Consider the following 18,852-nt stretch of genomic DNA (forward strand, 5'->3'; position numbering starts at 1 on the left):
CCCAGAAAGGTAAAAGTTCATCAGTATGGTCCTGAATTAGGTGAGCAAGTACGACGTCACTTTAATCTAACCAATGGTTCTTGGCGAGTCGATGAGGCGTATGTGAAGGTCAAAGCGCAATGAGTATACCTATATCGTGCTGTTGATTCGGAAGGCAATACGATTGATTTTTATTTAAGCAAAACACGGGATCATCAGGCTGCAAAGCGCTTTTTCAAGAAAGCTTTGCAGTCTTTTTATGTTTCAAAGTCCGTGTTATCACAGTAGACAATAACCCAGCCTATCCTATAATAATTGAAGAGTTGAAGAAAGAGAAAAAGATGCCCGTAGGCATCCAAATAAGACAGGTGAAATATCTTAATAACATCGTGGAACAAGAGCATTGTTTTGTTAAAAAGAGAGTTCGTGCGATGTTAGAATTGAAATCTTTGCGTACAGCCAAGAACATTTTGAGTGGAATAGAAGCGAGGCATATGATCAAAAAGAAGCAAGTTTACCAAGGGATGAAATCTGCCCGAAAGCAAAAAGAATTCATTCATAAATTGTTTGGATTAGCTTCATAAACTAGCCATTTAAAGGGAATTGATAGTCTATGTTTCTAGCAAGTATTTTTTGAGCCAGAATCAAAAATATCCGTACTATGAAAATGAAAGTATTTTTATTAGTATAATAAGTGAGTTCTAACCAGTAAATGGTTTTTTGTGAAAAATATATAAAGGAATGATAAAAATGAAAGCTATTGTGTTTGGAAGTACAGGGTTTATCGGAAGTCATACTGTTGAGCAATTAGTATTAAAAGGTCATGAAGTGACAGCTGTTGTACGTTCACATCGTAACGTTGCTTTTTTAAAGTCTTTAGATGTTAGGATTGTTGAAATAGACTACTCGGATACTGCATCCATCAAAGAAGTAATCGAAGGTCATGAAGTTGTTTACAACTGTATAGGGAGTGTTGGTTTAAGTTCAAAGATTGATTTAGAGCATTCAGTAGAAATTGAACTTACAAAAAAGTTAGTGAGAGCAGCTTCTTTAAGTGCTGCAAACCGATTCATTCAGCTAAGTTCTATTGTGGTATACGATTTTCATAGCAGTGAGCCGTTAGATGAGTCATATTGCATAAAACCACAATATCCCATTCAACAACTGCTCCTGAGACGAGAAGAAATAGTGAGGAAGATAGGGGAAGAAACAGGTATAACAACAATTATACTACGTCCAGCAAGTGCAATTGGTCGTCGGGATTATACGTCTTTCTTCTCACGCTTATTTCAACAGCACATGAATGATCAGTTTCCACTCGTTAAAAATGGTAAAACGAAAGTATCGCTTGTTGACACAAGAGATGTAGGGCGAGCAATGGAGTGGCTCGGGAGGTACCCATTTCTTACAGGAAGCACAAATATATTTGTATTAAAAGGGTTTGATACAACATGGAGAAACTTGAAGGAAGAGACTGACGAAGCAAGAGGAATGAAGGCTAACATTTACGATTTATCTTGTGTTGTTGAGAATCCAATGTCATATAGTTTAAAGACGTTTCATACGGACCGGATTTGGAATGATGAAAAAATAAGGAAGCTTGGATTTACAACAAAATATTCTCAAAAAGAAAGTATCAAAGATGCGGTTCAAAGTTTACTTGAAAGGGAAAAAGATATAGGTGTTGAAGGCAGATAAATTGACTCCAAAAAAGCGAAATTCATATAATAAATTTGTAAGTTTGATGAGGAGGTGAATCAAAGCGTTACGCTTTGATTATCATGAAAATTGCTGAAGGATTAGAAATACTGAAGTTAGAAATGGGTTCTGGAGAACAGAAAATGGTTGTTTATCCTACGGTTATCTATGATAAAGAGTCTTGTGTGCTTGTTGATACAGGAATGCCTGGTTATGCAAAAGAGCTTTACAACTTAATGAGTGAAGAAAATCTAAATCCTGAACGTCTTACAGGAGTTCTGTTAACACATCAAGATATTGATCATATCGGAAGCTTGCCACAGCTAATAGAGGAGAACGAGAACTTACATATTTACGCTCATGAAGAAGATAGGCCATATATTGATGGAGAAAAGCCGTTTATTAAATTAGATGAAGAAAAGAAGAAACACATGACAAGTTCACTAAATGAGCATGAACGCTTATTGTTTGATGAGACGTTTTATAATCCCGAAAACAAAAATGTGACACATGTATTAAAGGATGGCGAGACGTTGCCTATTGCGGATGGAATAAAAGTGATTCATACACCAGGTCATACGCCGGGACATATTTCTCTTTATCATGAACAAAGCAAAACGTTAATTGCAGGAGACGCAATGATTGTAGAAAATGGTGAGCTTTTAGGTCCGAATCCTCCATTTACGCCAAATATGGAACAAGCTCTCGAATCTCTCAACAAATTTAAACACTTAGAGATTGAAACGTTAATTGGTTATCATGGAGGAATATTTAAAGGAGATATCGAGAAACGTCTTCAAGAATTAACGTCACATTCTAAGTCTTAATACTTGACCTATAAAATAAACTTAGCGGTTATTGCCGTTAAGTTTATTTTTTTATGAAATAATAAATTCTTTCATAATATAATTTCATTGAAAAGAAGAAATGCTGTTCAAAAAGGGGCGATGGAATGGCTAATGAGAAGATTTGGCACGATGTTGATCAGTATCTGAACGGTAAATTAGTTGGTGCTCACGATGTATTTGAAGAAGTGTTAAAAGAGAATGAAAAAGCAGGGTTGCCTGCAATTGATGTATCGCCTACTCAAGGTAAATTTCTTCACTTACTAGCAAAGATAAAAGGAGCAAAACGTGTTTTAGAAATTGGCACACTTGGAGGATATAGCACGGTTTGGCTTGCGAGAGCTCTCCCTAGTGATGGCAAACTTGTAACATTAGAAGTGAATAAAAAGCATGCAGAAGTAGCACAGGGAAATTTGAAGAGAGCACATGTAGATCATCTTGTTGAAATTATTGTTGGTTCTGCACTTGAGACGCTGCCATTGTTAAAAGAGAAGGGAGAGCCGCTTGACTTAATCTTCATTGATGATGATAAGCCTAACAATCTGCACTATTTAAAATGGGCTCTTCAACTATCAAAGAAAGGTACGGTTATTAGTGGAGATAATGTCGTGCGAGAAGGAAGAGTTATTGAAGAAGACAGTGAAGATGAAAGCGTAAAAGGGATTCGCGAATTTATCGATCTATTAGCGGGTGAAAAACAAGTTGATGCAACAGCTCTTCAAACGGTTGGAAGTAAAGGGTATGATGGTTTAGTTTTCGGTATTGTAGGATAAAGAAAGCATCCATTCTTTATCTAAAGAATGGATGCTTTTTGGGATAGGATGAGTTTAAAGGGAAGGTTTCTTAGGGTGGTTGTGATGAGACTCTACAAAGTAATCATCAAATGTTTCGATCTTTTCAACTTCAAGCGATTGTCCGTTGCTTTTTAAGCAGAAGTAAGCAGAAAGGTAAATAACAAAACAGAGAATAACAATAGAAAGCATCGTAAATCTCTCCTCACTTTCGATATTTGTTTCAAGTGTAGAGTATGAAACGCATTGCAGGTCAAACAGAAAATGAGGGAAGGATGAGAACATAAAAAATAACGGAGGAAACTCGCTAAAAAGTAACGAGCTTCCTCCGTTATTCATGTGTGCTATAACTTGGATGATTAGCTAACGATAAAATAAATGGCTACAGCGACCAAGTTCGGCACAGCGACTGAGAGCAATCGCTTTGATTTTTTCCAACTCTTCATGTTGCGGTCTTTCTTTTCGAAAGAAAATTTATTTTTATCTTTTAATGTGATACTGTGAACGAAGTAATCGGCTGAAAATAAGAACGCAACCCAGCCTACGCCACCTGAAATAAAGTAAAGGTATGACCCGTTCCCTGTGAAATAAAAGGCGGCCAATGACACCAACAATATAATAATGCCAATCATAAATCCTTTTTTAATCAAATTGATTCCTCGATTCCTTGATGGATTATTAATTCTATTTTAACATATTTCTGCAAGGAAGTGTTAGATAACGCTAAATACAATCATTAGTGTTGTTTGTGAAAATAATAATCCTATCATATATAAGCCGGAATTTCCAGTGTCAGCTTGCCCTTTTTTTCGATTGAAAGTAACGAAATAGAGCGCGATTAAAGCAATTGTGAGGACAATATTGATGATAAGTAATGGTGACATAGCACAGCTCCTTCATATCCTTTATTTACCTATTCTTTATTTTACAATAGAAAGATAAAAATTGGAAATAACAAGATTGATGTCCAGAGTATTGAAAAAAATGCATAATAACAAATTAGAGGTGATCCATTGAAAATTAGAAAAGCAAGTGAAAGAGATATAAAAGAGATTGCAAAAATCTATGTTGATAGCTGGCGAACAACATATGATGGTTTGGTACCTAGGACGTTTCTAAATGAATTATCATATGAGATGTCACAGCATAAATGGCAGTCCTTTTACGATGATCAAGCAAATGAGACGTTTATGTATGTAGCAGTAGATGAGATGGGGAAAGTTGTAGGATTTGCAGCGGCTCAGTGTATGCTTCATGACAAGCGTGAAGGTGAACTGTATGCTCTATACCTTTTAGATCAGTGCCAAGGGAAAGGGGTAGGAAGATCTCTCATTAAAGCGGTCGCAGCTCATTTTATCCAAAATGACGTTTCTTCCATGTTTGTATGGGTGATGAAAAATAATCGTGCTGGTCGGGGGTTTTATCAATCTTTAAAAGGTACATATACAAGAGGGCGCCAAAGCAAATTTGGGGGATATGTTGTTGAAGATGAGGCCTATAAATGGGATGATCTTTCCCTTTTAACATAATAAAAAAGAGACCATTTAGTAGGTCTCTTTTTTTGGTGTTTTTACATATTTTTATAATATTGTAATATAAAGTTTGTTTTTATTGAATGTATAGTAAAATACTTTATGGGATAAATACCTTTCAATTAAAAGCTTATATTTAAACATTTTATTGTGTATTTAATTATTTTTTGATTTTTTTATATAATTTTATTGACGTACATAATACTTTTTTAATAAAATAATAAAAGATTATATTCATTACAGTATGTATATTCTGACTTTTTTGTTGATTCACACAAATGAAAGACGATATCAGGCTGTGAGATTTTTTAGGGGGATTCATCATGGAAGCAGCTGTAAAGAAAGAAACACAGCAGCCGGCGGAATTAAAAAAGAAACATCCGCCTGGACTCTACTTATTATTTGCCACAGAGGCATGGGAACGATTTAGTTATTACGGAATGAGAGCTATTCTTGTTTTGTATTTAACAGCTACTGCCGCAAGCGGCGGGCTTGGTGTTGATAAAGCAACAGCATTAAGCTTATACGGCACATTTACAAGTGCAGTTTATATTACGCCAATGATTGGTGGCTATTTAACAGACCGTTATCTTGGCCGAAGATTAGCGATTACGCTCGGCGGTGTCATAATGGCGGTCGGGAACTTCTCTATTTTCCTTCATCAAAGCACAACCGCTTTATACATTGGACTTGCCCTACTTATTATCGGAAATGGATTTTTTAAACCGAACATTTCAACGCTTGTTGGAGACCTATACGAAGAAAACGATCCTCGACGTGACGGAGCGTTTACCATCTTCTACATGGGAATTAACGTTGGAGCATTTTTCGCACCGCTCGTTGTTGGATTAATGAGCTATAAATATGGTTTCCTAACAGCGGCAATCGGAATGATTGTTGGGCAAGTTTTATTTAATACATTAGCAAAACGTTACTTAGGTGATCTTGGTCTTAAACCAACAAGAAAAATTCAGCAAGAAAAAACACATACAACAAAAGCACCATTAACAAAACAAGAAAAAATGAGAACACTTGCGATTGTTATTTTAGCTTTCGTAACGATTGCTTTCTGGACAGCGTTTGAACAAGCAGGAAGCTCGCTCACTCTATACACGCAAGAACATATTGACCGTCATATTGGAAGCTTCACCGTTCCAACAGAATGGTTCCAATCACTAAATGCAATGTTTATCGTTCTATTAGCGCCAATTATGTCTATTGTTTGGTACAAGCTTGGGAAATCAAAACGCGGTGACTTTAAAACACCAACAAAAATGGGGATGGGATTAATCACCGTCGGTTTAGGGTTCTTAGTATTAGTATCTGCTGTATTACAAACAGGAAACAGCTCAGAATTAAAAGTAAACTTATTGTTTATGGTTTTCACTTATTTCCTACACACGCTAGCTGAACTGATGATTTCACCAGTTGGACTATCAATGGTAAGTAGACTTGCTCCACTGAAACTTGCTTCTCTTCTAATGGGAGTATGGATGGCAAGTTCTGCAGTAGCAAACAAGCTAGCAGGGGTGTTAGCAACATATACGCAATCATTTGGATATTTGGAAATCTTCGGTGTAATTAGTGCCGTAACCATTGTTCTTGGAATTATCGTCTTATTCCTTTCAAAACCAATTGCAAAATTAATGGATTAATCAAAAGCTGTCTTTTTAGAAGGCAGCTTTTTTTAGTATATTCACTTTTTGAGAAAACGTTTTCCTCATTTTATTATAAAGCTTTTTTCGAAAATATTAAGAAACAGGATAATAACGATTAATAAGACTCTATACAGTCATTATGTCTTGTTTTTATAGGGGAATAAAGTTGTTGACTTCAAACTAAAGGCGAGTATATAATCAGAAACATAGGGAAAACGTTTTCTTTAATTTCATTATCAAAAGACTGAATATTCGATATTGTATTAGTTATCTTTTTTTACTCACTCGCGACGACAAAGTAAGCGCTTACTTAATAGGGGGAGAAACACCATACTAAAAGGAGAGGTAGGAATCTATCATGAAAAAAGTGAAAGTTGGAATCGTTGGACTTGGACGTTTAGGAAGACAGCATGCGGAGAACTTAGCGTTCCGTATCCCAAACTGCGAACTTACTGCTGTATGCAGCATTATTGAAGAAGAAGCGAAAAAAGCGCAAGAAGAGTGGGGTGTAAAATATGCCTACACAAACTACGATGAAATGATTAAAAATGAAGAATTAGATGCTGTTTTAATTGCGTCTCCATCTGGTTTTCATTGTGAGCAAATTGAAAAAGCGCTCGAGGCAAATCTTCACGTTTTTAGCGAAAAACCGCTTGGTCTTTATTTAGAAGAAGCAGTGCGCGTTGAGAAAGCGGTTAAGAAGCATGAGGACAAAGTATTTATGCTTGGTTTTATGAGAAGATATGATAAATCATACGCATATGCCAAGAGAAAAGTAGAAAAAGGAGCAATCGGAGAACCTGTCTTGATTCGCTGCTACGGACTTGACCCAAGTAAAGCAATAGGTGGCTTTATGAGTTTTGCGAAAAACAACTATAGCGGTGGTTTATTTTTAGACATGGCTATTCATGATTTAGATCTAGCACGTTGGTATCTTAATTCAGAAGCAAAACAAGTATGGGCAATTGGTGGTGCTTACGGATATCCCGAAATCGGACAATTAAATGATGCTGAAACAGGAGCTGCTTTAGTGAAATTTGAAAACGGAACAATGGGTGTTTTTGTAGCAGGTCGAAATTGTTCACACGGCTATCATATTGAAACCGAAATCATCGGAACAGAAGGAACCTTAAGAATTGGAACAACACCAGAGCGAAATATGGTCACAGTATTCAATGAAACAGGAGCTGTAAAAGAGTGTTCAGAAGGATTTTTAGAAAGATTTGAACAAGCATACTTAAGTGAAGTAGAAGAGTTTATTCATTGCATAAGAGAAGAAAGAAAACCAGCCGTAACAGTAGAAGATGGCGTTTTATCCACTGCTTTAGGATATGCTTGCAAAGAATCATTTGAGACAGGAGAGCTTGTTACCGTTCAATCTCCTCATAACGTGGCTCGTTCTACAACATAACGATTGTTCCATCGTAGAAAGACATCGTTTGCTTGCTATGAAAGAGAGAAAAGGGGTTATGTTTGAAAGCGTTACCAGTTGTGAGTTTCATAGTTTATGAGAACGGGAGGAACACGATGTGGGAGATAATACAGGGAAACACAGGGAGCCAGCGAAGAAAATAAAAATAATTGCGTTTATTTCAACCTTTGGCGGTTTGCTTTTTGGGTATGATACAGGGGTAATTAACGGAGCATTGCCTTATATGTCAAGGCCTGATCAGCTCAGCCTTACTCCCTTTACAGAAGGACTGGTTGCAAGCTCCCTTTTGTTAGGGGCTGCGTTTGGGGCCTTGTTTGGAGGACAACTTTCAGATCGTCATGGCCGTCGCAAAAATATTATGTTTTTAGCTTTATTATTTTTTGGTGCAACACTTGGATGTACACTAGCGTCAGACACAACACTCATGGTTGTTTTTAGGTTTTTACTCGGTCTAGCTGTTGGAGGTGCTTCTGTTACAGTGCCGACATTTTTAGCTGAAATGGCACCAGCTGAAAAAAGAGGGCAGATTGTGACGCAAAATGAATTCATGATTGTGACCGGTCAATTTTTAGCTTTTACATTCAACGCTATTTTAGGCAATACATTAGGAGAAGTTGGACATGTTTGGCGCTATATGCTAGTCATCGCTTCTCTTCCTGCTGTAATTCTATGGTTTGGAATGCTTATTGTGCCAGAAAGTCCGCGCTGGCTTGCTTCAAAGGGGAGAATAGGCGAGGCATTAAAAGTACTAAAACAAATTCGAAAAGAAAAGCAAGCAAATGAAGAGTTAAGGGAAATTAAAACGTCGATAGCTAAAGAATCTAAAATGAAAAAAGCTACGATAAAAGATTTATCAACACCATGGATAAGACGTATATTGTTTTTAGGAATTGGGATTGCAGTTGTGAACCAAATTAATGGTGTAAATGCCATTATGTATTACGGAACTGAAATTTTAAAAGATGCTGGGTTAGGAATTAAAGCTGCACTAATCGGAAATGTAGCGAACGGCATCATTTCGATGGGCGCCATGCTCGTTGGGATTTGGCTGCTTGGAAAAGTAAACCGTCGTCCAATGCTTATTATTGGGCTTTGTGGAACAACGACTTCTCTTTTCCTAATCGGACTTTTCTCAATGCTTCTAGAAGGATCTCCTGCTCTTCCTTATGTTGTTCTTTCACTCACGGTTCTCTTCCTTGCTTTTATGCAAGGGGCAATTGGTCCTGTAACATGGCTTACGCTTGCTGAAATTTTCCCTCTTGGAATGAGAGGATTAGGGATGGGCTTTAGCGTATTTTGGATGTGGATCGTTAACTTTTCAATCAGCTTAACGTTCCCCATGTTACTCTCTTCAATTGGGTTAGCTATGACGTTCTTTATTTTTGCCATTCTCGGTGTGTTTGCTATTGCTTTCGTTTATAGATACTTGCCCGAAACAAGAGGATATTCACTGGAAGAAATTGAACAGCATTTTCGTTCTTATGACGATAACGGAGTTCAATCAGAACTGCAGAGACAAGTGAAACAGTAATAAGAAAAAGACAGCTTAAATGAAGCTGTCTTTTTTTAGGGGTAGGATTGATAGAGGAGGATTTTCTAATATGAAAATTCATCAATTTACCATAATGTGTTAAAATTTTATTGTAAACGATTAAGACAAGATTGATATAAAGAGGATGATAGAAAATGGGGGTGTGATAATGAATGAAAACAAAGAAACACCTGAAAGAAGAAGAGAAAGACTAAGAGGAGAAGAATTAAAAAGAAACTCTACTGGAAATATGAACGATGCGTTTAATAGGGCTGAAATGGGAAACCTTGCTGATTTAGTAGGAGGCTTAAGTTGGAAAGGGATGGGAATACTCCTCATTGTCATCATAATAGGGTTTATAGTCGCGTCCCTAATTTGAAGTGAGGCGACCTCTTTCTTATACAAAAACAGCCGTTAATAAAGTTAGAAGGACTCCGTTAAATTTTTATCGACTTTAATATCTGGATTGGCTTCTTTTAATAGAGAGATAAACTCCCGTTTGTTTTTAGGAGACACGAGCAGGATGCCGCTATGAGAATGCGACGTGATTTCGATTCTATCTAGTGAAAGAGCAGGAGATGCTAACGGATTTTTCGTTCGTTTCATCTTTTGGATATCTTTGATTGAAACTTTCTTTTTTAGGGGACCATTGTGGATGATTAGCAATTTCTCGTCTACCATATATCCTGTTTTGAAAAAGCATAACAGAAGAAAGAGTGCTAATGGAAGAGTGAAAAAAAGAGCTTCATAGTCTCTTTTAATAATAATAGGTGTGAAACAAGCGAAAATAACAATCCAATTTATAATAATAACCCATAGGTCTTTTTGGGATGGAAAATACATGGCTCTTTTCCTCCTTTCTTTTTAAGAATACGGTTTAAAGTCTAGGAGTAGAGTGGCTGTGCTGTAGAAAAAAGTTCTATGCTATAATAAATGGGTTCATTTACGTTCATTATTACATAAATACATACTCATTTCTGGAGAGAAAGGAGGAAAAAATGAAAATTACGATCCGTAGCGTTGCCGAAGAGGCCGGCGTTTCTATTGGAACGGTTTCAAAAGTAATCAATGATAGCGGGAAAATTAGTGAGAAAACGCGAAAAAAAGTGTTTCAAGCAATGCAAAAATTAAACTACAAGCCTGATGCAGCAGCAGCTTCTTTAAGAGGAAAGCGAACCAAATTAATTGGACTTCTTGTTCCTGATATATCGAACCCTTTTTATGCAGGAATTGCAAGAAGTATTGAAGATCGCAGTCATGAAGTAGGATTAAATGTAATGTTGTGCAGCACAGATAATAATACAGAAAAAGAAAGAAATTATTTAGCTCTGTTAACGAGTCAACGAGTAGACGGACTTGTTGTTGCTTCTGCATTTAGAAGCACGGTTTTGCTGCAAGAAACAATTGAAAGAGGAATTCCAAGTGTTTTAATTGCTTCCGAAATCCCTCAGCTTTCGATTAACACGGTCACTGTTGATGATTATAAAGGAGGCTATTTAGCAACATCACACTTGCTGGATTTAGGACATAAAGACATTGCAATCATTTCTGAAAACGTTCGCAGTAACGAACCGCGTTTAGCGGCCTATAAGGACTCTATGAGAGAAGCGGGCATAGATGTGAAACCAGAATATATCATGAAAACAGAAGCGACAATTCAAAAAGGATATGAATGTGCTAAAAAGCTTCTCTTATTGGATGAGAAACCAACCGCTATTTTTGCATGTAACGATTTGCTAGCAGCTGGTGTAATTCAAGCAGCTAAAGAGCTTGAACTTGACTTACCACGTGAGCTTTCCGTTGTTGGATTTGACAATACAGTTTTATCAACAACAACAGCTCCAATGCTGACAACCGTTTCTCAACCGATAAAACAAATGGGCGCAAAAGTTGTTGATTTATTACGGCAAGAAATGGAAGAGTCCAAAGGATATAAGGAGCGCCTGCTTATGGCTCCTGAACTTATTGTACGACAGTCTACAGCAAGTATCTAAAGCAATGAGGAGGGATGATGTGAGAAAAACGGAACTATATTCTTGGACAGAACAGTGGGGGGCTCTATATGAACAAGAGAAAGAGTTGCTCCATGAAATATTAAAAGATAATGTTATCCATATGTTTCATATTGGCAGTACCTCTGTTCACACTATTCCATATGCAAAGCCTATTATCGATATTTTAGTTGTAGTGTCTAATATTGAGAGAATCGCTTCTTATGAAAAAGAAATGATTGGAGTGGGCTACAGTGCTAAAGGAGAGAATGGTATTACTGGAAGGCGCTACTTTGTAAAAGGAAAAGAGAAGAGAACACATCATGTTCATATTTTCCAAAGCGGTCATGCGCATATTGAACAACTCCTAGACTTTAAAAAGTATTTGCTTCACCATCCTCTAGAAGCAAGAGCTTACGGAGAATTAAAGAGAAAGCTAGCGCGAGAATTTCCAGATTTTCATTATCAGTATCAAGAAGGAAAGAGGGAGTTTGTAACAGCACTAGCTCATAAAGCATCTCTTTGGGGAGAAGAACGACGAAGGAGAGAGGTAAAGTGAACCGTATTATGGTTGTGGGGGTTTCTCTAGGATTTGGAAAGTCGACGTTTGCACGGAAACTCGGAGAAGCATTGCATATTGAGGTTCATCATTTAGATGCATTGTTTTGGAAACCAAATTGGGTAGAAGCATCGTTAGAAGAGTTTTCAAAATCTCAGCAAGACATTATTCTCTGTGATCAGTGGATTATGGAAGGAAACTACAAAAACACTTTTCAAATTCGCTTACAAAGAGCAGATACGATTATTTATCTTGAACTTCCTCTTCATGTTTGTCTTTACCGCGTGGTAAAACGCTTTTGGATGAATAGAGGAAGAACACGCGCTGATTTAGGAGAAGGATGCGAAGAAAAGCTAGATTGGACATTTCTTAAAATTATCTGCACAACTTATTACGGTCGTAAGAAAAGAATGGCTGAATACTTTGAGGCTTTTCAAAAGCTAAATTCAAGCAATAAGGTTATTCTTTTAAAAAGTAAAAAGGAAATTAAGAGATATTTAGAAAATCTAAAATAAAAAAGTGTTTCTATAATAGGAGAGAAACACTTTTTTTCTGTTATTAATTCACTTTGTGAACTTAATGAATGAAATATATCTAAAGAAAACAAAACATTAAACACTCACAATATTTATGTTACTTTCTGAATACTATCTCATTTTTGGAAATACGCATTTTTTATATTTATTTTTTAAATAAACTATGTGCTAAAAGAAAAATTGTTACTGCTATAAATTCAATCCTTTGCTTTTTAAATCCAGAAAAGAGTATTCTATTTCTAGAGGTGATAGAATGGGAAAACGTAAAAAAGTTGTGGCTATTTCAGGAAGCATAAGAGAGAGTTCAATAAATACGAACATATTAGAAAATCTAGCTTCTTTTTTCGAAGGTAATATCGACTATTCTATTTACGATAAGATTGGAGAGTTTCCGCATTTTAATCCGGATTTAGATAATGAAGAAGGACCAAAAGTTATCGAGGAGTTCAGACAGGAATTAAACGAAGCGGATGCCCTTATTTTTTGTACGCCAGAGTATGCTCGTGGCATACCAGGAGTACTGAAAAATGCAATTGACTGGCTTGTTTCATCAGGTCAGCTGTTAAATAAGACTGTAGCTGTTATTACGGCTTCTCCTATGGTCTCGGGAGGAGAAAAAGCACAGGCGTCTTTTCTACAAACATTAGAAATGCTGAATGCTAACGTTGTGAAAAATGGAACGCTTGTCATTTCATCTGTTAGAACGAAATTGAATTCAAAAGGTGAAGCAATAGATAAAGATACAAGACTCTCTTTAGAGTTATTAATAGAAAGCATTATTACGGAAATAAAAAAGAAAAAAGCGCCCCTTGTCTAAATAAAAAGGAACTTCCACAAGAGAAGTTCCTTTTTATTCTATTTGTAGATGATTTTCAAAAAGGGGATTAGTAATTATATAAATAACAACCGAGCGATAGCAATGTTCAAAAAAATAACTAAAGAAGAAGAGAATTCAACGAAAAACGAAATAGAATGGTTAACGGAGTAAAGTGTATGTAGGGTGTCACATTAAAAAATGTAGAATGACCTAGAAAACAGGAACGAAATAAGGCTCCAATTCTCTAGGTTGGGAGAAAAAATATGGAGTTATACTTTCTCAAATTGATTTCGCAAAGAAATGTAATGAGCGGCAAGGTAAATAATAAGAAGAATTGGAAAGGAGTAGATATACTCCCATTTTATTGGTTTATAAATATCAAGCCATGTGAGGAGAGGGAGACCAATAAAGGAAGAGAGTCCTGCATAAATAATGCCTTTTATAAAGGGATTCATGTTGGGCTTAATTTGTAAAGTAATCATAATTGAAATAGGTAAAAGAAAGATATCCCAAGGAAAATAATTGTGTGTCAAAGGAAAAACTTCATATCGATAATCCCACAATCCGAGAAAATCACCAATCATATCAAGAAAAGAGGCTAAGATAGCAACAAAAAGCCCTGTATACAATAGTCTATCTGTGCTTTCTTTTTTTCTAAATTTCAGCCATATTACAATTAAACAAACGATCATAAAGACGCCTAACCACCATCTCCAGCTAAAAACGGTATAATCAAGCCAAATCTGTAGCTTTTCATGATTTAAATCATTTTGTTTTTCAAAATAGTTGTTATAGATGGAAGTTTTGTTAGCCATATTTTTTCCTTTCTAATAATATTTTTTCATAATCTAATCTGCATGAAAAAAGCTTAACAAAGAAGTGATTTTCGGACGGATAGATTTAATATGCAAAATATCTTTTATAGTGTGCACGAGCGATGAAGAGTTATTCTTTTTAACCGAAAGAACAAAATATTTTTTAAATAAACTATGTTCTAAAAGAAAAATATAAATATAAAAAACGGTATTTTAAAACACAACAGGAATTAAAAATACAGATTATAATCAATCTCTTTTCCTTATACTTTAAATAGAGCAGAAACATAAAAAAACCGTTTTTTTACGTTTTTGCTTTTTTAAAAAAAAGGGGGATATCACTATGACAAGAGGACAGTCAAGAAACAATAAACATAAAAATAAAGCAAAATTATCCCAAACACCTCGAAGTGGAAAAATAGTAAATGGGGAATTTGCAGACGAGATTACAGAACGCACAAAAATGCGTTTTCAGCGTAAATAAAGAATGCATAAAAGTCCTCAATCATTTTATTGATTGAGGACTTTTGTCATTACATAACAACAGTCACATTCCTGGACAATAAAGGGGTATAAAAAATCAAATTCAGGAAAAATTATCAATTAATGATAGCAGAAAACATCGAGCTCTTCATTCGGTGGCACTTGGAGGGGCATAAGATATGAACAGTGGATGGAAACGTCTAACAAAAAAACAAAGAAAGTCAAAAAAAGAGGCTCCTTACTATGAAGAAACAGCGGTTACTTCAAATGAGGAGGCGCTTAAGTCTTCTTTAGAAGAGAACATAAAAAAGATACAGGAAACTTTGGGGAACAGTGAGGATGTAGTGGTTAGGAACTTTACGATGGGGAAACCTTTTGTTCGTAAAGTGGCTTCTATTTATATAAATGGCTTAACAGATAAGGAAATCTTGGGAAGAGGTATTATTAAACAGCTCATGAGTAACGCAAATCTAGCTGAAGAAGAAGATTTCTCTTCACCAAGCCAAGTAGGAGCATACATAAAAGAACACATGCTAACCATCACAAATGTAAAAGATGTAGTGGACTGGAACAAACTATTTTTTTCTTTATTATCAGGAGAAACGATTGTTTTAATTGATGGGTGGAATCAGGGGTTTACTTGCGCTGCCCAAGGAGGAGATCTCCGGGCTATTTCAGAACCTGTTGCTGAATCTTCAGTAAGAGGACCTAGAGATAGCTTTACGGAGTCACTCATTAGTAATACAGCAATGGTCCGTCGCCGAATTAAAAGCCCTAATCTATGGTTAGAGACAATGGAATTAGGGGAGATTACCCAAACAACAATTGGGATTATGTATGTAAAAGGAATTGTAAATGATAAATTGCTTACGGAGGTTAAAGAAAGACTCCATAAAATTAAAGTTGATGAAGTATATGGTTCTAATACGGTTGAAGAGTGGATTTCAGATGAAACATGGACACCATGGCCAACCATTTTTGCTACAGAACGACCAGATGTAGTCGCAGGTAATTTACTAGAAGGCCGAATTGTTATCTTTGTTAATGAAACACCAATTCCTCTTATCGTGCCTGCGACTTGGAATCAATTCTTTCAAACAGCAGAAGACTATTATTTACGATGGACAATGGCTAGTTTTTTACGGTTACTGAGAATTACTTCTTTTTTAATTACTCTTCTAGGTCCATCGTTGTTTGTTGCCTTTATTTCCTTTCATCCTGAATTGATTCCAACTCCTTTATTAGTTAATTTAGCTGCACAGCGGCAAAACATTCCTTTTCCGATTATTATAGAAGCCCTATTAATGGAATTTACGTTTGAAGTATTACGGGAAGCAGGAATTCGGATGCCTCGTCCTGTAGGTCAGGCTGTTTCTATCGTAGGAGCTCTTGTATTAGGGGAAGCAGCGGTTTCAGCTGGTATTGTTTCAAGTGCGATGGTTATTGTTGTAGCTGCAACGGCTATCGCCAGTTTTACAATTCCTCATTATGCGATGACAGATGCGACAAGGTTGCTTCGTTTTGGAATGATGATTATGGCAAGCTTTTTTGGACTTTATGGAATTGGATTAGGGGTTATTGTGTTAGTTGCCCACACGTGCAGTTTGCGTTCATTTGGTATTCCTTACTTAACTCCTTTTGCTCCTATCGTGCTAGCTGATCAAAAAGATTCCATTATTCGATGGCCTTTACCGTTTTTATCCAAACGCCCCCGTCTAATTAGCCAAGTCAAGACCAAAAGAGTAGATCATAACCAAGATCGGGGCCCTTCAAAGAGAGAAGGACCTATGAAAAATCAAGAATCAAAGAGGGATCCTAATGAGACATAAGCTAGTAAGATTTCTGCTTCTTTTCGTTTGTTTATCCTTATTATCTGGCTGCTGGGATCGTGAAGAACTACAGAAGTTGAGTATCGTATCAGGAATGGCAATTGACAAAGGTAGTAACAAGACAAAGAACAGATACGAAGTTACTCTTCAAATCACTAATCCTTCTCAAATTGCAGGGGGCCAACAAGGAGGAAAAGTCCAAGCTTCTCCTGTCACTACATTCACAGAGAGGGGAAGTACTCTTTCAGAAACACTTCGAAAAATTTCTACAAAAGCGCCTGGCGAGCTCTTTTTTCCTCATCTTCAAGTGATGATTATTAATGAAAAAGTAGCAAAAGATGGGATTAAAGAATTGTTTGATGTCATTGAACGAGATGCTCAGTTTCGCGTTCTTTTTCCTGTTCTCATTACAAAAGGGAATACAACAGCCAAAAGAACGTTAGAAATAGCAACACCATTAGAAGATATCCCTTCTACTAAGATTTCAGATACCTTGAAATACTCCGAAAAAGAGTGGGGCGTCTATAAAAGTACACGTGCTGACCAAGTTATCCAAGGCTTAGAACAAGGGAGTTTAAGTGTTACAGGAATACAAGTTGAAGGGAAAGCTAGCGAGGGAAATGCGATGACAAATATACAACAGATTGACCCAAGCGCGAGAATTGCCATAAAAGGTCTTGCTCTTTTTAAAGATGGCAAATTAAAAAAATGGCTTAATGGTGACGATGCCCGTGGAGTGACATGGGTGATGAATGAAATGAAGACTACCGTTTTAAACCTTGACTGTGGAAAAGAAAAAGATGCGATTGCCATTGAAATCTCCCGGGCAAAGTCGAACGTTCATGTGAAATTTAAACATCAAAAACCCATTATCTATGTTGATGTTCATGCAGAAGGATTAGTGCTAGAAAATAATTGTGCTAAAGATCTTGGGAAATCACAAGTACTAGCAAAGTTAGATGAAGAAGTAGAGGAAGAAATAAAGAAAGAAATCCTTTTAACAGTCGAAAAAGCTCAAAAACAAAAAAGTGATATTTTTAATTTTGGTGAACAAATTAATATTGCAAATAAACATGTATGGAAAAATATAGAGTCCTCATGGCAAAAGGAGATTTTCCCGCAGACAGAAGTCCATGTGAATGTGCAGGCTATTATTCGTCGAACAGGTCTGATTACGAGATCTTAATAGGAGTAAGTGCGAAATGGCGAAGAAGGGAGTGATAGAAATGGAGAAGGCAAAAATAAGTGTTATTCAGCTATTTTCCCTTATGCTTATTTTTAATATGGGAACAGCGGTAGTGATCAGTTATGGTGCTAAAGCTGGGAAAGATGCATGGTTAGCTATTCTTTTAGCCATGTGTGGAGGTGTAGCTTTATTCTTCATTCACTATTACTCCTTTCGTCAATATCCTCATTTATTGTTTACTGAATATATTAGGAAGATATTTGGTAAATATTTAGGTTGGGTGCTTGGTCTGATATACTGTCTCTTTTTTCTATATATTTGTGGAAGAAATGTACGTGAATTTGGTGATTTAATTGTTTCATCTACTTTGACAAATACTCCCTTATTAGTCATTAATCTCACATTTATTCTTGTTATTTGTTATGTCATTCATTTAGGAGTAGAAGTATTAGGAAGAACAGCAGAAGTATTTATTGTCATACTGGTCGTGCTCGGAGCATCAGGGAACTTCTTAGTGCTTGTATCAGGAGATGTAGATTTCGAGCGAATACGGCCTGTACTTGAACATGGCTGGAAGCCGATTTTGAGGACAACTTTTCCAACTCTTATTTCTTTTCCATTTGGCGAGATGCTCGCTTTTACGATGCTTCTGCCGTATTTAAATCGCCCACAATTAGTGAAAAGAGTATGGATATCAGCAGTTATTTTAAGTGGTTTGATTTTAAGCTGGACTGTCATACTAAATATATCTGTTCTTGGTTTAGAGGCCATGAAAAGATCAACTTTTCCATTATTAATGGCGGTAGGAAAGGTCCATTTGCTTGAGTTTATTGAAAGGATGGACGTAATTGTCGTTTTTACTTTATTAATTACCGTGTTTTTTAAAGCCTCTGTTTATTTATATGGAGGGGTTATCGGGATAGCCAATTTATTCAAAGTAGAGAACTACAATCACATTCTTTTACCAATTGGAACGGTTGTCATCTTTCTATCTCTTGTGATGTCTTCAAGTTTTTCGGAACAGACAGAAGAAGGTGTTATTAATCAATATGTGGTTTTGATCTTATTCATCATGATTCCTTTTATTATGTTAGCTGTGCTAATGGTTCGTCAGTATATAAAGAGGAAAAGACTTTAGATCATGGGAAAGAGGATGAGCAAATAATTAGC

21 protein-coding genes and 1 pseudogene are annotated in these 18,852 nt (G+C 36.3%); 17 read left to right on the forward strand and 5 right to left on the reverse strand.

The window, feature by feature from the left end:
- Window positions 1–15 precede the first annotated feature (15 nt).
- The 4 genes and pseudogenes from ACK3CR_RS00670 to ACK3CR_RS00685 form a co-directional block, all read left to right on the forward strand.
- Window positions 16–563 (forward strand): annotated as a pseudogene (locus tag ACK3CR_RS00670) (IS6 family transposase); the annotation flags it as partial.
- A gap of 166 nt (window positions 564–729) precedes the next feature.
- Window positions 730–1,677 carry an NAD-dependent epimerase/dehydratase family protein gene (locus ACK3CR_RS00675; protein WP_488974552.1) on the forward strand — a complete coding sequence of 316 codons (948 nt, stop codon included), beginning with the start codon at window positions 730–732 and terminating at the stop codon, window positions 1,675–1,677.
- A gap of 83 nt (window positions 1,678–1,760) precedes the next feature.
- A complete protein-coding gene (locus ACK3CR_RS00680; RefSeq protein WP_243520858.1) occupies window positions 1,761–2,504 on the forward strand; it encodes an MBL fold metallo-hydrolase in 744 nt (247 codons plus the stop codon).
- Between the two features lie 125 nt (window positions 2,505–2,629).
- Complete coding sequence (locus ACK3CR_RS00685; protein WP_488974553.1) at window positions 2,630–3,295, forward strand: O-methyltransferase; 666 nt, start codon at window positions 2,630–2,632, stop codon at window positions 3,293–3,295.
- Window positions 3,296–3,349: 54 nt separating this feature from the next.
- Here the strand turns inward: ACK3CR_RS00685 and ACK3CR_RS00690 are convergent, their stop codons facing one another.
- The 3 genes from ACK3CR_RS00690 to ACK3CR_RS00700 all read right to left on the reverse strand — a co-directional run bounded on the left by ACK3CR_RS00690 (window position 3,350) and on the right by ACK3CR_RS00700 (window position 4,197).
- Window positions 3,350–3,505: a hypothetical protein gene (locus ACK3CR_RS00690; protein ID WP_243509934.1), complete on the reverse strand. Its 156-nt coding sequence runs from the start codon at window positions 3,503–3,505 to the stop codon at window positions 3,350–3,352.
- Window positions 3,506–3,672: 167 nt separating this feature from the next.
- Window positions 3,673–3,915, reverse strand: coding sequence for a DUF5316 family protein (locus ACK3CR_RS00695; protein ID WP_243509931.1), 243 nt, complete (start codon window positions 3,913–3,915; stop codon window positions 3,673–3,675).
- Between the two features lie 111 nt (window positions 3,916–4,026).
- The gene (locus tag ACK3CR_RS00700; RefSeq protein WP_488974554.1) at window positions 4,027–4,197 is read right to left on the reverse strand and encodes a hypothetical protein; all 171 of its coding nucleotides are present in this window, start codon (window positions 4,195–4,197) and stop codon (window positions 4,027–4,029) included.
- A gap of 129 nt (window positions 4,198–4,326) precedes the next feature.
- Between ACK3CR_RS00700 and ACK3CR_RS00705 the strand changes: the two genes are divergently transcribed.
- From ACK3CR_RS00705 to ACK3CR_RS00725, 5 genes are all read left to right on the forward strand, one after another.
- Window positions 4,327–4,842, forward strand: a complete 516-nt coding sequence (locus tag ACK3CR_RS00705; protein ID WP_488974555.1) for a GNAT family N-acetyltransferase — start codon at window positions 4,327–4,329, stop codon at window positions 4,840–4,842.
- A 326-nt stretch (window positions 4,843–5,168) separates the two neighbouring features.
- Window positions 5,169–6,500, forward strand: a complete 1,332-nt coding sequence (locus ACK3CR_RS00710) for a peptide MFS transporter (RefSeq protein WP_243509921.1) — start codon at window positions 5,169–5,171, stop codon at window positions 6,498–6,500.
- Between the two features lie 361 nt (window positions 6,501–6,861).
- Window positions 6,862–7,914: a Gfo/Idh/MocA family oxidoreductase gene (locus ACK3CR_RS00715; protein ID WP_243509918.1), complete on the forward strand. Its 1,053-nt coding sequence runs from the start codon at window positions 6,862–6,864 to the stop codon at window positions 7,912–7,914.
- Between the two features lie 118 nt (window positions 7,915–8,032).
- Window positions 8,033–9,466 carry a sugar porter family MFS transporter gene (locus ACK3CR_RS00720; protein ID WP_488974556.1) on the forward strand — a complete coding sequence of 478 codons (1,434 nt, stop codon included), beginning with the start codon at window positions 8,033–8,035 and terminating at the stop codon, window positions 9,464–9,466.
- 169 nt (window positions 9,467–9,635) lie between these two features.
- Window positions 9,636–9,845, forward strand: coding sequence for a DUF6366 family protein (locus ACK3CR_RS00725; protein WP_243509913.1), 210 nt, complete (start codon window positions 9,636–9,638; stop codon window positions 9,843–9,845).
- A 44-nt stretch (window positions 9,846–9,889) separates the two neighbouring features.
- Here ACK3CR_RS00725 and ACK3CR_RS00730 read toward each other — a convergent pair whose 3' ends face one another.
- Window positions 9,890–10,309, reverse strand: a complete 420-nt coding sequence (locus ACK3CR_RS00730; protein WP_243509911.1) for a PH domain-containing protein — start codon at window positions 10,307–10,309, stop codon at window positions 9,890–9,892.
- A 155-nt stretch (window positions 10,310–10,464) separates the two neighbouring features.
- Between ACK3CR_RS00730 and ACK3CR_RS00735 the strand changes: the two genes are divergently transcribed.
- The 4 genes from ACK3CR_RS00735 to ACK3CR_RS00750 all read left to right on the forward strand — a co-directional run bounded on the left by ACK3CR_RS00735 (window position 10,465) and on the right by ACK3CR_RS00750 (window position 13,369).
- The gene (locus tag ACK3CR_RS00735; protein ID WP_328124430.1) at window positions 10,465–11,460 is read left to right on the forward strand and encodes a LacI family DNA-binding transcriptional regulator; all 996 of its coding nucleotides are present in this window, start codon (window positions 10,465–10,467) and stop codon (window positions 11,458–11,460) included.
- Between the two features lie 19 nt (window positions 11,461–11,479).
- On the forward strand, window positions 11,480–12,016 hold the full coding sequence (locus tag ACK3CR_RS00740; protein WP_243509907.1) for a GrpB family protein: 537 nt from the start codon (window positions 11,480–11,482) through the stop codon (window positions 12,014–12,016).
- Entirely contained in the window at window positions 12,013–12,531 is a 519-nt protein-coding gene (locus ACK3CR_RS00745) for a P-loop NTPase family protein (protein ID WP_488974557.1), read from the forward strand. Before ACK3CR_RS00740 ends, ACK3CR_RS00745 begins: the two co-directional genes overlap by 4 nt.
- A gap of 274 nt (window positions 12,532–12,805) precedes the next feature.
- On the forward strand, window positions 12,806–13,369 hold the full coding sequence (locus ACK3CR_RS00750) for an NADPH-dependent FMN reductase (protein WP_243509903.1): 564 nt from the start codon (window positions 12,806–12,808) through the stop codon (window positions 13,367–13,369).
- Window positions 13,370–13,638: 269 nt separating this feature from the next.
- Here ACK3CR_RS00750 and ACK3CR_RS00755 read toward each other — a convergent pair whose 3' ends face one another.
- On the reverse strand, window positions 13,639–14,184 hold the full coding sequence (locus ACK3CR_RS00755; protein WP_328124434.1) for a CBO0543 family protein: 546 nt from the start codon (window positions 14,182–14,184) through the stop codon (window positions 13,639–13,641).
- Between the two features lie 343 nt (window positions 14,185–14,527).
- Between ACK3CR_RS00755 and ACK3CR_RS00760 the strand changes: the two genes are divergently transcribed.
- The 4 genes from ACK3CR_RS00760 to ACK3CR_RS00775 all read left to right on the forward strand — a co-directional run bounded on the left by ACK3CR_RS00760 (window position 14,528) and on the right by ACK3CR_RS00775 (window position 18,820).
- Window positions 14,528–14,668 (forward strand): YfhD family protein, encoded by a 141-nt coding sequence (locus ACK3CR_RS00760; protein ID WP_488974558.1) that lies wholly within the window; start codon window positions 14,528–14,530, stop codon window positions 14,666–14,668.
- A 178-nt stretch (window positions 14,669–14,846) separates the two neighbouring features.
- Window positions 14,847–16,496, forward strand: coding sequence for a spore germination protein (locus ACK3CR_RS00765; RefSeq protein ID WP_488974559.1), 1,650 nt, complete (start codon window positions 14,847–14,849; stop codon window positions 16,494–16,496).
- Window positions 16,486–17,682 (forward strand): Ger(x)C family spore germination protein, encoded by a 1,197-nt coding sequence (locus ACK3CR_RS00770; protein WP_488974560.1) that lies wholly within the window; start codon window positions 16,486–16,488, stop codon window positions 17,680–17,682. Before ACK3CR_RS00765 ends, ACK3CR_RS00770 begins: the two co-directional genes overlap by 11 nt.
- Window positions 17,683–17,698: 16 nt before the next feature.
- Window positions 17,699–18,820 carry a GerAB/ArcD/ProY family transporter gene (locus tag ACK3CR_RS00775; protein ID WP_430238734.1) on the forward strand — a complete coding sequence of 374 codons (1,122 nt, stop codon included), beginning with the start codon at window positions 17,699–17,701 and terminating at the stop codon, window positions 18,818–18,820.
- The last annotated feature ends 32 nt before the right edge of the window (window positions 18,821–18,852 follow it).

Source organism: Priestia sp. TRM10, from assembly GCF_057808375.1.